At 40.0% G+C, this 15,107-nt stretch carries 14 protein-coding genes; 4 read left to right on the plus strand and 10 right to left on the minus strand.

Annotated elements, in window-relative coordinates:
- The coding region (gene pafA / locus Q0X72_RS08125) for an alkaline phosphatase PafA (protein ID WP_297763865.1) at nt 1-1,564 on the minus strand (1,564 nt) is incomplete at its 3' end.
- 109 nt (nt 1,565-1,673) lie between these two features.
- Here pafA and Q0X72_RS08130 point away from each other — a divergent pair.
- On the plus strand, nt 1,674-2,411 hold the full coding sequence (locus Q0X72_RS08130) for an ABC transporter permease (protein ID WP_297763868.1): 738 nt from the start codon (nt 1,674-1,676) through the stop codon (nt 2,409-2,411).
- Nucleotides 2,411-3,178 carry an ABC transporter ATP-binding protein gene (locus tag Q0X72_RS08135; RefSeq protein WP_297763871.1) on the plus strand — a complete coding sequence of 256 codons (768 nt, stop codon included), beginning with the start codon at nt 2,411-2,413 and terminating at the stop codon, nt 3,176-3,178. Before Q0X72_RS08130 ends, Q0X72_RS08135 begins: the two co-directional genes overlap by 1 nt.
- On the opposite strand, the gene Q0X72_RS08140 is transcribed toward Q0X72_RS08135, so the two are convergent.
- The 3 genes from Q0X72_RS08140 to Q0X72_RS08150 are packed head-to-tail and all read right to left on the minus strand — an operon-like array spanning nt 3,175 to nt 6,330.
- The gene (locus Q0X72_RS08140; protein ID WP_297763874.1) at nt 3,175-4,629 is read right to left on the minus strand and encodes a DUF389 domain-containing protein; all 1,455 of its coding nucleotides are present in this window, start codon (nt 4,627-4,629) and stop codon (nt 3,175-3,177) included. The two genes, Q0X72_RS08135 and Q0X72_RS08140, sit on opposite strands and share 4 nt — an antisense overlap.
- Before the next feature lie 14 nt (nt 4,630-4,643).
- Nucleotides 4,644-5,726, minus strand: coding sequence for a mannose-1-phosphate guanylyltransferase (locus Q0X72_RS08145; RefSeq protein WP_297763877.1), 1,083 nt, complete (start codon nt 5,724-5,726; stop codon nt 4,644-4,646).
- Entirely contained in the window at nt 5,716-6,330 is a 615-nt protein-coding gene (locus Q0X72_RS08150; protein WP_297763879.1) for a SprT-like domain-containing protein, read from the minus strand. Before Q0X72_RS08150 ends, Q0X72_RS08145 begins: the two co-directional genes overlap by 11 nt.
- Before the next feature lie 102 nt (nt 6,331-6,432).
- Here Q0X72_RS08150 and Q0X72_RS08155 point away from each other — a divergent pair, with 102 nt between their 5' ends.
- Nucleotides 6,433-6,828: a hypothetical protein gene (locus Q0X72_RS08155; protein ID WP_297763881.1), complete on the plus strand. Its 396-nt coding sequence runs from the start codon at nt 6,433-6,435 to the stop codon at nt 6,826-6,828.
- Between the two features lie 4 nt (nt 6,829-6,832).
- Here Q0X72_RS08155 and Q0X72_RS08160 read toward each other — a convergent pair whose 3' ends face one another.
- The 6 genes from Q0X72_RS08160 to porV all read right to left on the minus strand — a co-directional run bounded on the left by Q0X72_RS08160 (nt 6,833) and on the right by porV (nt 13,110).
- Entirely contained in the window at nt 6,833-7,513 is a 681-nt protein-coding gene (locus Q0X72_RS08160) for an SDR family oxidoreductase (protein WP_297763884.1), read from the minus strand.
- Complete coding sequence (locus tag Q0X72_RS08165; RefSeq protein ID WP_297763887.1) at nt 7,513-8,472, minus strand: M28 family peptidase; 960 nt, start codon at nt 8,470-8,472, stop codon at nt 7,513-7,515. The genes Q0X72_RS08160 and Q0X72_RS08165 overlap by 1 nt, the downstream gene beginning before the upstream one ends.
- A gap of 93 nt (nt 8,473-8,565) precedes the next feature.
- Nucleotides 8,566-10,224 (minus strand): pyruvate dehydrogenase complex dihydrolipoamide acetyltransferase, encoded by a 1,659-nt coding sequence (locus Q0X72_RS08170; protein WP_297763889.1) that lies wholly within the window; start codon nt 10,222-10,224, stop codon nt 8,566-8,568.
- Between the two features lie 4 nt (nt 10,225-10,228).
- The gene (gene pdhA / locus Q0X72_RS08175) at nt 10,229-11,227 is read right to left on the minus strand and encodes a pyruvate dehydrogenase (acetyl-transferring) E1 component subunit alpha (RefSeq protein WP_297763891.1); all 999 of its coding nucleotides are present in this window, start codon (nt 11,225-11,227) and stop codon (nt 10,229-10,231) included.
- Between the two features lie 174 nt (nt 11,228-11,401).
- Nucleotides 11,402-11,887 carry a cytidine deaminase gene (cdd, locus tag Q0X72_RS08180; protein ID WP_297763894.1) on the minus strand — a complete coding sequence of 162 codons (486 nt, stop codon included), beginning with the start codon at nt 11,885-11,887 and terminating at the stop codon, nt 11,402-11,404.
- A gap of 77 nt (nt 11,888-11,964) precedes the next feature.
- Nucleotides 11,965-13,110, minus strand: a complete 1,146-nt coding sequence (gene porV, locus Q0X72_RS08185) for a type IX secretion system outer membrane channel protein PorV (protein ID WP_297763896.1) — start codon at nt 13,108-13,110, stop codon at nt 11,965-11,967.
- Nucleotides 13,111-13,638: 528 nt separating this feature from the next.
- Between porV and gldJ the strand changes: the two genes are divergently transcribed.
- Nucleotides 13,639-15,107: gliding motility lipoprotein GldJ (gene gldJ / locus Q0X72_RS08190; RefSeq protein ID WP_297763898.1), on the plus strand; the 1,469-nt coding region annotated here is incomplete at its 3' end.

A 15,107-nucleotide genomic window follows, 5' to 3' on the forward strand; every position in this document is an offset into this window, starting at 1 on the left:
CAGTGCGCTCAATTGTGCTTCCTTTTAATATGCCCTTTCCATAGAATAACAATGGAACATGTGTGTCATATACATAGGGCGATCCATGAGTTGATCCTGTATCGGGGTAGTATACTACGGAAGGATCCAACACCAGCATTACATCTCCGGAACGTTTTTGGTTATGACCATTCTGCATGATATATGGAATACCTTTAGTGTATTCGTTCTGAACCAATTGATGACCTGTAAATACTCTGCTAATACCATCATAGCTTAACAATTCTTGTGCAATGGCATGTTGTACCTCCTCAACTTTTAGATCGAGGTTTCGGATAACTTTATGATCTAAAAAGAACGACGCATTGCTAAAATTCCTGACGAGTTTAGCATCTCCATAGTTAAAGGACATAAATTCAGTAAACTTCGCACTCATCCCTTTAGAATCCATATAGCCTGCAGGTATTTTCTGGTCTCGCAAATACGCTGGTACGTCAACAGCCCCATGATCTGAAGTAAGAAAAACTACGTACTCTCCGGCACCAACTTTTTTATCGAGTGCTTTCAGCAATCGTTCCAAGTCCTGGTCCAGACGTAAATAAGTATCCTGAATTTCTTTAGAATTTACTCCAAATTGGTGACCCACATAATCCGTACTACTAAAACTAATTGCTAAAAAATCTGTGATATCATCCTTACCAAGTGCTTCACCATCTAAGGCAGCCAAAGCAAAATCGGCTGTGATACTATTTCCATATGGCGTTGCTTTTAAAATATTAAACTGACTGTTAGCTTCCCAGATGCTAGGTAGATCGTGAGGGAATACGGGTGCAACTTCTCCGCCAAATAGGCCTTCATACATATTATCATCCGTACCACTTTCAACGTAGGTCTTTATATCCTTTAGGGTGTCCCATGATTTTTTGTATTTTTCACTTGCATTGGATTTATTGAAATCTCGAACCCATTTAGGCAGTTCCTCCATATAATATGAACTACTGATCCAATCGCCTTCCAAACCACCATTATACCAATAGGCTGCATTGGCCATATGACCCCCTGGTAAGACCGCTCCCCGATCTTTAAGTGCAAGGGCAATTACCTTACCCTTTTTTTGAGTAAACAGCCGCAATTCATCAGTAATGGTAGACACCGTCATCCAATGAGGTGACATCTGCCCGGTATCCATATCTGTACCTATTGAAGTATAAAGGTTATCCGAAGCACAGTAGACTATGCTACTTGAGGCCTTATCGAACCAGCTATTACCTATAATACCATGTGTAGATGGAGTAGTTCCTGTATATATAGACGCATGACCAGGTCCGGTGGATGTTGGTGCATAATTATAGTGGGTATTCTTACATGTGAATCCACCATTTACTAAACGTTTAAAACCACCTTCACCATAATGAACCCAGAATCGAGTTAAATAATCATAGCGCATTTGATCTATTACGATCCCAACAACCAGTTTTGGACTGGTACCAAGTGATTCACTGGAATTATTTTGTGCCGAAGTTATAGGTAAAAGAGAACCAAAGCTAAAACTAGCCAGTATCAGTAAAAAGAGTAATTTTTTCATTCTAATAGCTTATCTAACAAAAATAATTAAATAAACCCTATAAATTTTAATTCAGGGTTATATCACCGTTTATATTATTATTTTTACAGCAAGAACCATTCCATCGCGCATGAATTATGTATCCTCTATTGGCAGCTACACTATAATGGTTCGTGAGGTATTTAAAAAACCGACCAAGTGGCCAATAATGAAATCCCTCATTCTCAAAGAAATTGATGAACTGATCTATGGATCTATGGGGATCATCATTTTTATATCTTTCTTTATTGGAGGGGTAGTGGCTATCCAAACTGCACTCAATATTAGTAATCCGTTAATTCCACGAAATCTGATCGGGTTTGCAACACGTCAATCGGTTATCCTGGAATTTGCACCCACTTTTACCTCCATAATTATGGCTGGGAAAGTAGGGTCGTATATTACCTCGAGTATTGGCACTATGAGGGTTACCGAACAAATTGATGCCTTGGAGGTAATGGGTGTAAATTCATTGAATTACCTGGTATTCCCAAAGATCATTGCCATGTTTTTGTATCCCTTTGCCATTGCGATCGCTATGTATGTTGGAATATTTGGTGGGTGGATCGCAGGTGTTTTCGGCGGATTTAGTTCTAGTGCCGACTTTATTGAAGGGCTTCAGTTAGATTTTATCCCCTTCCATGTTACCTATTCTTTTATTAAATCGGTTGTATTTGCATTTGTTATTGCCACCGTTCCCTCGTATCATGGTTATTATATGAAGGGAGGAGCATTAGAAGTAGGGAAAGCCAGTACCACTGCCTTTGTTTGGACCAGTGTTGTGATCATAATATTGAATTATATCCTCACTCAACTTTTGTTAGGCTAATGATAGAAGTAAATAACATACACAAATCATTTGGCGATGCCCATGTACTCAAAGGGATCAGTACCATCTTTGAAAAAGGAAAGACGAACTTAATCATTGGCTCTAGTGGTTCCGGGAAAACCGTTTTCATAAAATGCCTCTTAGGCTTATTAATCCCGGAACAAGGCACCATTAGTTTCGATGGCCGTATTTATTCGGAATTAGAACCAAGTGAAAGGCGCAATCTGAGACAGGAAATGGGTATGGTGTTTCAGGGCAGCGCCCTGTTCGATTCTATGACCGTTGAAGGCAATGTGATGTTTCCTTTGGATATGTTTACAAAACAGCCTAAATCAGAAATGTTGGATAGGGTTAATTTTGTATTGAATCGGGTGAACCTATCTGATGCAAACGACAAATACCCGGCTGAGATCTCCGGTGGAATGCAAAAGAGGGTCGCTATAGCCAGAGCAATAGTAATGAATCCCAAATACCTGTTTTGTGATGAACCAAATTCTGGTCTCGATCCTAAAACAGCCATCATCATAGACAATCTTATCCAGGAAATTACACAGGAATACGATATCACTACAGTAATTAATAGTCACGATATGAATTCTGTCATGGAAATTGGCGAAAAGATCATCTTTTTAAAAGATGGTCTAAAGGAATGGGAAGGTTCTAACAAGGAGATCTTTAAAACAGACAATGCCGCTGTTACCAATTTTGTGTATTCTTCCGAGCTTTTCAAAAAAGTTCGTCAGATGTATATTGAAGAACGCAATTAATCTGTAGCGCTCTTAACAATAACCTTATCATCTTTTAACCGGATCTTTAACCAGTCATTCAATTTCCTGGATTCTGCGCGGATCTTTACTGTATCTGCAGGGTCTTTCCATTTCACTTCAAAAACAGGGATAGTATCCTGGGAGCTAAAATCTGTGGTGACCACATACGAGAAAGACAAAGTAAATAGATTGTCGTAATTACTTTTGGCTTCTGCACTGATATCGGTAAAAGGGATCTGTTTTTTGGCAAATTTACTTAACGCTGCCAATTCCTGTTCTAACAGTTGGATGCGTTCGTCTTTATTGAGCAACTCTGCTTTTTTAGATTCATAAAGTTCACTAACATACTTGAATTTCTCCTCTGAATCATCCTGACCTCCCTGAAATAATATAAGGTCTGTATTCTTCAATCTTGAGAATTGGTTCTTTTGATTTCTCCAGGTGGCGATCACATTTTCAGGAATAGTTTCATCGCCCATGGTCACTAATTCAATGCTTGAGACTCCGTCCGGGTTATATTTAATTTCATCCAAATTTTCCATATATCTTCCATTATCCTTGAACTGGTAGATCGCAATTGTCTCTTTAATGAGTTGATCGGCCTGTTTCATAAAGCGAGATTCCTGAAAAACGTTGTAAAAGGTAAATCCCGCGGGGATCATCACCAACAAAGCGACGGCAGAAGCAATCCTGCCAATCCTTCTCCGCTTTATAGAATCCGCATATTTCACCATAGGAAATCGCAACAGTTTTAAAACCGAGAAGGTCGCGAGTCCGATAAAAATGGTATTGATAGTAAATAAGTACATTGCCCCGGCGGCTAATTCAAAATTCCCGATCGCCAATTCAAAACCAACGGTACATAGCGGTGGCATCAAAGCTGTAGAAATTGCCACCCCAAAGATCACACTTGCTATTGTCCCTTTCTTGGCCCTTGCTATAACCAGGGCAAGCCCACCAAAAAAAGCAATAAGTACATCCCTAATGTCTGGTTGGGTGCGTGCGAGGAGTTCGGAAGACTCGTCCTGCAGTGGGAAAAACGCAAAAAACAAATAGGCTGTTAAGACACTTAGAACTACCATCACAGCAAAACTTCTCAACGATCTTCTAAGGGAATCAACATCATTGACTGCTATGGACAGTCCCATGCCCAGAATAGGCCCCATAAGGGGGCTAATGAGCATGGCTCCGATCACCACTGCCGTGGAATTCGTATTTAATCCTATGGAGCAAATAAAAATGGAACATACTAGGATCCATGCTGTGTGTCCTTTAAAAGGAATATCGGCAATAATAGCATCCTTGGTAGCTCCCTTGTCTGTATTCTTACGGATATCTAACAACTCGGTCAGAAAAACTTTGGCAGAACCCAGAAATCCTTTAAACTCCTTTTTTACTTCTTCCGCGCCTTTTATGTCGTCCTTATTCGCTGGATCGGTTTCCTTCTTCATAATTGAATCTATAATTAACCGTACTGTTCACCAAAAGTTGCTTTTGTAGCAGCAACGATCTTTTTAATATCCTGTTCTTTTGCTTTAGGCACAATAAGCAATACATCTTCCTTATCTACAATGATATAATCTTCCAGGCCTTCTATTACCGCTATCTTACCTTTGGGCAAACTCACCATATTTCCGCTGGTTTCCATACCTAGTAATTTCCCATTAACCACCGCGTTTTGCTGATCATCCTTGTCTAATTTATCATAAAGTGACCCCCAGGTACCCAGATCATTCCAATCAAAATTTGCTGGCAATACATAGATCGCCTTCGATCTCTCCAGGATAGCATAATCTATAGAAATATTCTCTGCCTTAGCATAGTTCTCTTGAATAAAACCTCGTTCATTCTCAGTATTGTAAGAAGGAATTCCAGCACTGAATAATTCATATTGTTTTGGTTGATGTTCTTTAAAGGCCTTAATGATGGTTTGTACACTCCACATAAAAATGCCTGCATTCCAAAGAAAATTACCCTGTTCTAAAAACGACTTTGCTGTTTTGTAATCTGGCTTCTCTCTAAATTGCTTTACTTCCTTTAATGAATCGGTATGCTCTTTATTGAATTCTATATACCCAAAACCGGTATTTGGAAAGGAAGGCTGTATTCCCAAAGTACAAAGAACTTCTTCCGCTTTACACTTTTCAAAGCACTGTGTAACATCCTTTGCAAATGCAGCTTCATCCTCTATCCAGTGATCACTTGGGGCTACGATCATAACACCATCCGGATTCATCTTCTGGATCTTAAGAGCTGCATAAAGGATACACGGCGCGGTATTCCTCATGGCAGGTTCTAGTACTACTTGTTCTTGTTGAATCATGGGTAATTGTTCCAGGACCAGATCATTGTAGCGTTCGTTGGTCAGGATAAGAATATTTTGAGTTGGCACAAAAGCATTTAGGCGCTTGAAAGTCTTTTGGATCAACGTATCTCCGGTGCCCAGCATATCGTGGAACTGTTTAGGATTCTTAGCGGTACTAACAGGCCAAAACCTGGATCCTACACCACCTGCCATTAACACCGCATAATAATTCTTATTTTTCATGTACAAATTCTTTTAATAGTTCTACCTCAGCATTAGGCTGAAACAAATACAATCTTCCTGTCTGTACTTCAATACATTCATATCGCTTTACTTTCCGATTTCCCTTCTTAAATACCCGGCCATTGTATAATCTGAAAATACTCCCAATGGGCAACTCATATACAAATGTATTATCTGTAGGAGGATCATAATTCTTCAAAGCTATAGCCAATCTTGCATCCGTACTACTACTTGCCTTTGGATTGCGAAAATGTTTCGCCAGATGGGGTAATAGTGTAGATGGAAATATTTCTGGCCTTAAGAAAGGAAGCATGAGATATTGAAATGTGTTTTTCCATTCCTTTCCATGAGGTTTTATGCGCCTCCCATATGCTTCAAAGGCCACCAGATGGGCTATTTCGTGAATTAATGTAATAAGAAATCTATAGGGATTAAGATTAGCATTTACGGTAATTTGATGTGCACCGCCAGGCAATAGTCGGTAATCACCATGACGAGTTATTCTTTCGTTAACCACCTTTAAATGTACCTTGTTGGTCTTAATAAGTTTAAGACAAGGGGCTATTGCCCGTTCTGGCAGATACTTCTGCAAAATGCGATCCATAAAACAAAAATAAGGTTTCTACCATTTACTGATACCTGAAATTGCCCAAATAAAAACAACCTTTTACAGGATTAAGTATCTTTATGTAAAGTCCTGGTTACCATGGCAAGATCTATATCTGTTATATTTTTTATGCTATTTCTGTGCTCCTGCAAAAAGGATGACATCAATCCCAATAATGCTTTGGAAGGGACCTGGAGATTAATAGAGATGTACGCCGACCCGGGCGATGGCAGTGGTGACTTTCGTCCTGTGAACAGTCAGAAGAACATAACGTTTAAAGCAGACGGCACGTATTCATCCAATGGTAACGTTTGTGATTTCTCCACCATGGCCAATGAGGATACACAAGGAAACTATCTTGCTTTGGATGTAGGTTATCAAATTGTTTGTGAAAGCGAATTTTCCACTGAACTAAGGTTAGAGATACGGGAAGGCTATTTAATTGTCTCCTTCTTCTGCATTGAACCTTGCCAGCAAAAATTCCAAAGAATCTAGTGATCTAAGGAGTAGATTTAGACACTTGAAGTAACTTCCCGTTATAAAGTTGTTGGCCTGTAAGGGCGAAGTCCATTATGTAGCTAGCCATTTGGCTGGCTGTTACCGGGGCCTTGTATCCCGGAAAGGCTTCTTCCAACATTTCTGTTTGTACCGCTCCAAGAGCCAGCACATTGAATGAAGGACCTGTTTCTTTGAATTCCTCCGCAAGTAACTCTGTTAAGGTTATTACAGCTCCTTTACTTGAGCTATAGGCAGCTAAACCGGGGAATTTAGAACTTCCCTGAACACCTCCCATGGAGCTAATAGTAACAACATGACCTTTTCCAGACATAAATGGTATAACAGTTCTGCTAAGTGCAGCAACTCCAAAGACATTTACGCTATAAACATTTTCGAACATTTCTGCGGTGGTTTCCAAGAACGGCTTATTGACCAGCAATCCCGCATTGTGAATCAAAACATCTACTTCTTTCCAATGAGCCTTTATAAAGTCTGAAACCTTCTTAAGAGATATATCATCTGTAATATCAAAGGAGAAGCTGTTAATATTCTTATGATTCAAATCGCGTATCGGCTTTTCATTTCTAGACAAGGCCAATACTTTGTGCCCTGCCCTGGCAAATAAATTTGCCAGCTCATAGCCAATTCCTCTGCTGCATCCGGTAATGATTACGTTTGCCATTAGTTAAGAACGATCTCTTTTGTACTTGCGTTTGTGATTCCCTGAACCACCGGGATCATTTTATTTACCACGGAAGCCATATGTGAAAAATCCATGATACCAGGTTCATCCCCTACCTTGTGATAATGGTCGAAGTTCGTAAAATCGAAGGTAGAAAAGGTATGTGCAGGGATCTTAAAGACCTCATAAAAAGGGTAATTATCCGAACGTAGAAATAAATTATATCCTTCTGCCGTAGGTAAAAAGCCTACGATATTCTCATCGGCATAGGCATTACTGACCGTACCGATATTAGACTTATTGAAACCGGTAGCGTATACCAGATACTCCTTATCTGTCATAGGTGCACCAGTCATTTCAAAATTTAGTACAGCGTATAGATTTACTCCGTCTTCTTTCATTTTCTCAGCGAGATGTACAGATCCTTTTAGCCCCTTTTCCTCTGCACTGAATAACGCAAAAAGCATGGTGCGTTTATTGGTCCGGGCTTTGGCGAAATAGCGCGCCAATTCTAGCACTGTAGCTGTACCACTGGCATTGTCATTAGCTCCATTCGCAATAGAGTCTCCATTTTGTGACTTAATCACCCCAATGTGATCATAGTGGGCTCCTACTAAAATCACTTCCTCCTTTAAGGAAGGATCATTTCCCTCCAAAACACCAACGATGTTATAGGCAGTCGATTCATAATTGGATAAAGTATCCTGGTATGCCTTGTAATAAGATGCTATTCCATTCTCTTCCAGTTTATCTATTATAAAGGATGCCGCAAGATCGATACCTTCCGATCCCGTATCCCTTCCTCTTAAAGCATCTGAAGCCAGAAAGTTCATATGATCTCCAATAATGGTTGCATTGGAGAAATTTGCAATATCTATCTCCTCTGCAATAGGCGAACGATTAGTAGCCTTGCAGGCCATCAGCAGGACAAGAAATAAAAATATCAGACTTCTTTTCATTTACATATTATTTTAATAAACTAAAAAAGCATTTATGAATACCACAAATGCTTTTGTAAAATTTATGTTTTAATTATTCACCACTATCTTGTGTTATGCCAGCATGGTTACCGGATTCTCCATAAATGCTCTGAGTGTTTGTAAGAACTGAGCTCCAGTTGCGCCATCTACTGTTCTGTGGTCACAAGCTAGCGTTAATTTCATGGTGCTGCCTATAACTATCTCTCCGTTTCTCACAACAGGCTTTTCAACAATAGCACCTACCGATAAAATGGCTGAGTTGGGCTGGTTTATGATAGAGGTAAATTCCAAAATTCCAAACATCCCTAAATTGGAGACTGTAAAAGTGCTTCCCTCCATTTCGGCCGGGGTTAACTTTTTGATACGTGCTCTCCCTGCCAGGTCTTTAACAGCCCCTCCTATTTGAGTAAGGCTTAACTGATCTGCAAATTTTAATACAGGTACTACAAGTCCATCTTCCACCGCTACCGCTACTCCCATGTGAATGTGTTTGTTGTAACGTGTGGTATCACCGTTCCAACTGGTATTAACCTGAGGATGCTTTTGCAGTGCCATGGCACATGCTTTTAACACCAGGTCATTGTACGAAACTTTGGTATCTGGTAGATTATTGATATGCACCCTTGATTGTGCAGCATTTGTCATATCTACCTCAATGGTAAGGTAGTAATGAGGAGCAGAAAATTTAGATTCGCCCAAACGCTTGGCAATGACCTTTCGCATTTGAGAGTTTTTCACTTCTTCAGACCCTTCCTCTCCAACCGGTAAAATAACAGGCTTCATTGTTTGAGGTTGAGATGCTGCCGCATCGGCAACTGTAGCCGCAGGTGCAGCAGATTCTGATGGTTTAAAGTTCTCAATATCTCGTTTTACGATCCTGCCATGATCTCCGGAACCTTTTACAGTAGTAAGATTTATCCCTTTATCTTCTGCCATTTTCTTAGCCAAAGGGGAAACAAAGATGCGCTGTCCGTCATGCGTAACAGCTGCTTCAGTTGAATCAGAACCTTTGGTTTCAGCAACAGGTGACGTTTTGCTTTCTGTTTCGGTTTTCTCTGAGGTTTTTTCCTGAGCTCCCCCGGATTTTTGATTTAGAATAGCATCAACATCTGTTCCTTTTGGACCAATAATAGCCAGAACATCATCTACGGGTGCAGATTCTCCTTCTTTTATGCCTATATACAACAGGTTCCCGGAATAAAACGACTCAAATTCCATGGTGGCCTTGTCTGTCTCAATTTCAGCAAGGATATCTCCCTCCTCAACATCATCACCCACTTTCTTTAGCCAGGTAGCTACAGTACCCTCTTCCATTGTATCACTTAAACGAGGCATTTTAATGACCTCTACTCCTTCGGGTACTTCGGCAACCTCTTTTTCTGTGTCAGAAGTTTCGGGTGCACTTGTCTTTGGTGCTTCATCCACTTTTGGACTTTCATTTACTGGACTTGCCTCCGCAGAACCGCTTTTTAACAAAGCTGAAATATCTTCACCCTCATCACCAATAATTGCCAAAAGGGAATCAACAGGCGCACCATCTCCTTCAGCTATGCCAATATGTAAAAGCGTTCCTTCATGAAACGATTCAAATTCCATAGTGGCCTTGTCCGTTTCTATTTCAGCTAATATATCACCCTCTTCTATCTTATCCCCTACCTTCTTAAGCCATTTTGCGACAGTACCTTCTTCCATGGTGTCACTTAGCCTGGGCATATTTATGATCTCTGCCATGTATCTATAATTTGTGTTCTATAAACGGATAATCCTTTTGTTCGTATACCATGTCATAAAGTTGCTGAACAGGTGGATAATCCGACTCTTCTGCGAATTTTTCGCATTCCTTCACCAGACTTTTTACCCTATCATTAATAGCCTTAATCTCATCATCATTAGCATACTTCTTTTCTTTGATCACTTCCAGCACCTGGGTTATAGGATCTATTTTTTTGTACTCTTCTACTTCATCCTTGGTGCGATAATGTTGTGCGTCTGACATTGAGTGTCCCCTGTACCTGTATGTTTTCATCTCAAGGAAGGTAGGTCCTCCCCCACTTCTTGCACGTTCAATAGCCTTGCTCATTTCTTCTGCAACGGTAACGGGATCCATCCCATCCACGGGTCCACATGGCATTTCATATCCTAATCCTAATTTCCATATTTCGGTAGAGTGTGAGGTCCTGGCTACTGAAGTACCCATTGCATATCCATTATTCTCACAGACAAATACTACTGGTAGCTGCCACAGCATCGCCAAATTAAATGATTCGTGAAGTGAACCCTGGCGTACTGCACCATCGCCCATATAACACAGAGTTACAGAATCCCTTTTAAAATATTTATCACCGAAAGCCAGGCCTGCACCTAATGGAATTTGACCTCCTACAATTCCATGACCTCCATAAAAACGGTGCTCTTTTGAAAAAATATGCATAGATCCACCCATTCCCTGTGAGGTACCTGTCACTTTTCCAAATAATTCTGCCATCACTCTTTTGGGATCTACACCCATTCCAATAGGTTGCACATGGTTCCTATAAGCAGTGATCATACGGTCTTTTGTTAGGTCCATGGCATGTAATGCACCTGCCAATACAGCTTCTTGCCCATTGTATAAGTGAAGGAATCCACGAACTTTTTGCTGGATATATACTGCCGCCAATTTGTCTTCAAACTTTCGCCAAAACAGCATGTCCTCATACCATTTTAAGTAGACCTCCTTGGTAATTTTTTTCATTCAGTGAATTATTTATTCGTTACTACCCAAAACCTATCAATAAGCTCCAGTGATATGACTTGAAGAAAACAAAAATACACATTATATTAATAGAGAAAAAGAAATGAGAAAAAAGCTTAAAAGACATGTAAACTAGTAAACAAAGGCCCTTGCAGTATTTTAATAATGAACCTTCTACACAAGAAAATCACTCTTGAAAGCCAAGGGTAAAATGTCTTTTATGGAGAGACATTTATAAATAGGGCCTTCTCCGCCCATAAGCAGCAGTTCAATAGGTTTTTTCTGTTTATTCTCGTATTCAAAAATAGATTGTCTGCAATTCCCACAAGGTGCTGCAGGTTCCCGGGTAGCTGTCTTTTCTGAACTTGCCACAATGGCGATCTTTAAAATTGTAACCCCGGGGAATTTGGCACCTGCCTGAAAGACAGCTACACGTTCCGCACAAAGTCCGGATGGGTAAGAAGCATTTTCCTGATTACTTCCTATAACCACTTGTTTGTTTTCAAGTAATACGGCAGCACCTACTTTAAAGTGAGAATAGGGTGCATAGGCATTCTCTTTGGCCTGTGAAGCCAGGCTAATAAGTTCCTGATCTTCTTTGGGTAGTTCAGCCAGTGATTCAAATATGCTTAGCTGAAATGAAAGTGTTTTGCTTTTCATTAGGTAAATATACAATTCCTTCCCCCCTAAAATAAAAAAACCTGCCCGAAGGCAGGTTTATATATGTTCATTTTATTTTAATTATTTATGAATTCCTCACCTAAATTAAATGTCAGGGAGAAACGCAAGGTATTCTCCAGCGGGTTTCTAACCTGAGAGGAGGAAAACAAATAGGAAAGGTCTATTTGAGCTGCCTTAAATTTAAAACCGGCCCCAAGGGAAAAGAATTTTCTGGATCCCTTTAATTCACTTTCGTGGAAATACCCGGTTCTAACCATAAAGGATTGTTGGTATGAATATTCTGCTCCTAAGGCCCAGGTTATCTCTTTGAATTCTTCGCTCATCCCATCTGGAGCATCTCCAAAAGATTCAAATACGCCACTCAGAAATCCAATTTGCTGGTATTCATCATTATCGGCAGAATCTACGTCTCCATCACCATCAAAATCTCTCGGGGTGGGAACTAATAGTTTGTTGAACTCTGTCGTTATACCAAGCACATTATCTTCATCAAGAATAAAATCGAATCCGCCACCAAACTTAAGGTTGGTCGGTAAGAAATTTTCCTGTCCACCCTCATCATATTGAATTTTACCCCCAAGGTTCGATAAATTGAATCCGGCGCGCCATCTACCATTAAAACTGGAGAAGGCCACTTCTTTAGATCTGTAATACCCGGCTACATCAACAGCAAAGGAGCTGGCAGCCTGGGAATCTACGTTACTGATCTCAGGCAATCTCAAGTTTGACCTGATAAAACGACCTGCAACGGCCATGGAGAACTGATCGCTTAATTTTAAGGAATACGATCCGTCTAATGCCAATTCATTCGGTTTTGCCAAGGTCCCCGGATCATTTGCAAATTGCCTGAGCTCAATTTCACCCAGGGTAAAATATCGCAAGCTAAAAGCAAATGCACTCCTATCGTTGATCTTATTGTAGAAACTACCGTTAAGTAAGGAGATATCTGTAATAATACTTTCCAGGTAAGGTGTATAACTTACCCCTATTCCCATTTTCCTTTCTGCAAAAGCAAATTTGGCGGGGTTCCATTGTTGCGAAAAGGCATCTACCGAAGTTGCGACTCCCATATCACCCATTCCAGCAGCACGGGCATCGGCCGCAATAGTAAGGAAGGGAACAGCAGTGGTGATCACTCTATCTTGTTGAGCAAAACCTTTACAAACAAATATCAATAAAAAGACGCCTATTAAGTTTTTCATTTTTTTCACACTAAATAAAATTATTCAATTCTTTTATTCTTGTTTCAAACCCTGCAATCTATTAGTACAAATGCAGGCAGAGGAGAGGCTAAGCAGGTATTTCACTCCTGGGTTCTCTCAGGATTAATTATTTGTACATGTGGTAAACGGCCTTTTTGAAAATATCTTGTATAAAAAGTAGTATTATTTCAGTTGTTTTAGAGGCCCGACAGAGGTATTTCATCGATGCGAGTCCGATTCACAGTGTTCGACCTGCTAGTCCGACATAATTTTAACAGTATATGCCACAAAGAATATCTCAGCTTCATACTATAATGATATTTGTTCCGTTATGAATTTGTAAAGTTGGCCTGATATCATATAGTATAAGGGCCTAAATTATTTTAACGGCTGTAAAATATTATGCTCAAAACATCGTTTAAGTAGCCGAAAGTCTTAATAAAATCAATAAACACAGGATTGTTCTCATTATAAGGATGATCCAAAGCTTAAAAAAGTCCGGAAGGAATTTAAATCAAAGATCAACAGATGAAAAAACAATTTATCAAAGTTGTACTCTCTTGCACAGTGCTAGTAGCAGGATTTACAGCCACCAGCTGTAAAAAATCGTCTAGTTCAAAAAATACTTCACGTGCCACAGGATGGAAGATCAATGCGAAGGAAGGTGGTTTTCAATACAACTCCGATTTTAAGGAGCAGGAAACATCTCCTGGACTTGTCTTTATTGAAGGAGGTACATTTACAAAAGGGAAAGTACAAGATGATGTTATGCACGATTGGAACAATACTCCTACTTCACAACACGTGCAGTCTTTTTATATGGACGAAACTGAGGTAACCAATGTTATGTATTTGGAATACCTGGATTACCTAAAGAGTGTTTATCCACCTGAAAATCCAAAATACGCGAATATATATAAAGGAGCCCTTCCAGATACCTTGGTTTGGAGAAACCGATTAGGTTTTAATGAGACCATGACCAACAATTACCTGCGTCACCCTGCCTATGCAGAGTATCCTGTAGTTGGTGTAAACTGGATCCAGGCAACACAATTTGCAGAATGGAGAACAGACAGAGTTAATGAGGCCGTTTTGGAGAGAGAAGGATTTCTGGCAAAAGATGCTAAATACCAAGCGGTAACTGGTGAGGTTGCGGGTACCTTTAATACAGAAGCTTATTTAAACAGACCAGAATCTGTATATAATGGTCAAATAGATTCCCTACAGGGAAAGAATAAGAAAGATTCTGTTTCTGTTTTTGCAAAACGCAGCAGTGGGATCATCTCTCCTGAATACAGATTGCCTACTGAAACTGAATGGGAATATGCAGCTGCTGCCTTACAGGGAAGCAGAGAATATAACAATTACCGTGGCAGAAAGAAATATCCATGGGAAGGCGAATACACCAGAAACGGACAACGTGTTGGTAGAGGTGACCAATTGGCCAACTTTAAACAAGGAAAAGGAGATTACGGCGGAATTGCAGGATGGTCAGACGATGGTGCCGATATTACAGCCGAAGTAAAATCTTATAAACCTAATGACCTTGGATTGTATGACATGGCAGGTAATGTTGCCGAATGGGTAGCTGACGTCTACAGACCTATAGTAGATGACGAAATAAGTGACTTTAACTATTACCGTGGAAATATCTATACCAAAACAGCCATTGGTGAGGATGGAAAGGTAAACATTCTTAGAGACAGTATTGTTTTTGACACCTTACCAAATGGAAAAGTAGTAGCAGTGAATCTTCCGGGAGAGATCCTTATGGTACCGGTTGACGAAAACGAAACATATTTAAGAACCAATTTTTCCGATAGTGACAACAGAGGGTATCGAGATGGTGATGCTGGATCTACAAGATTTTTTGATCGCTTTAGCGAAGATGATGACCCGGCAAACCAACGTAAAATGTACGATTCTCCAAAGCACAAAGTTGAAAGAGATTCTACTGGTAAAATCGTAAGAGGTTATGACACCAGTAATGAACGTTC

It is taken from the genome of uncultured Muriicola sp., from assembly GCF_947258935.1.
In the GTDB taxonomy this organism is placed as follows: domain Bacteria; phylum Bacteroidota; class Bacteroidia; order Flavobacteriales; family Flavobacteriaceae; genus Muriicola.

What these genes read in the sequence shown, in the direction of transcription:
- Q0X72_RS08130 (WP_297763868.1), top strand. Translation starts at nt 1,674, where the DNA reads ATGAATTATGTATCCTCTATTGGCAGCTACACTATAATGGTTCGTGAG.
- Q0X72_RS08135 (WP_297763871.1), top strand. Translation starts at nt 2,411, where the DNA reads ATGATAGAAGTAAATAACATACACAAATCATTTGGCGATGCCCATGTA.
- Q0X72_RS08140 (WP_297763874.1), bottom strand. Translation starts at nt 4,629, where the DNA reads ATGAAGAAGGAAACCGATCCAGCGAATAAGGACGACATAAAAGGCGCG.
- Q0X72_RS08145 (WP_297763877.1), bottom strand. Translation starts at nt 5,726, where the DNA reads ATGAAAAATAAGAATTATTATGCGGTGTTAATGGCAGGTGGTGTAGGA.
- Q0X72_RS08150 (WP_297763879.1), bottom strand. Translation starts at nt 6,330, where the DNA reads ATGGATCGCATTTTGCAGAAGTATCTGCCAGAACGGGCAATAGCCCCT.
- Q0X72_RS08155 (WP_297763881.1), top strand. Translation starts at nt 6,433, where the DNA reads ATGGCAAGATCTATATCTGTTATATTTTTTATGCTATTTCTGTGCTCC.
- Q0X72_RS08160 (WP_297763884.1), bottom strand. Translation starts at nt 7,513, where the DNA reads ATGGCAAACGTAATCATTACCGGATGCAGCAGAGGAATTGGCTATGAG.
- Q0X72_RS08165 (WP_297763887.1), bottom strand. Translation starts at nt 8,472, where the DNA reads ATGAAAAGAAGTCTGATATTTTTATTTCTTGTCCTGCTGATGGCCTGC.
- Q0X72_RS08170 (WP_297763889.1), bottom strand. Translation starts at nt 10,224, where the DNA reads ATGGCAGAGATCATAAATATGCCCAGGCTAAGTGACACCATGGAAGAA.
- pdhA (WP_297763891.1), bottom strand. Translation starts at nt 11,227, where the DNA reads ATGAAAAAAATTACCAAGGAGGTCTACTTAAAATGGTATGAGGACATG.
- cdd (WP_297763894.1), bottom strand. Translation starts at nt 11,887, where the DNA reads ATGAAAAGCAAAACACTTTCATTTCAGCTAAGCATATTTGAATCACTG.
- porV (WP_297763896.1), bottom strand. Translation starts at nt 13,110, where the DNA reads ATGAAAAACTTAATAGGCGTCTTTTTATTGATATTTGTTTGTAAAGGT.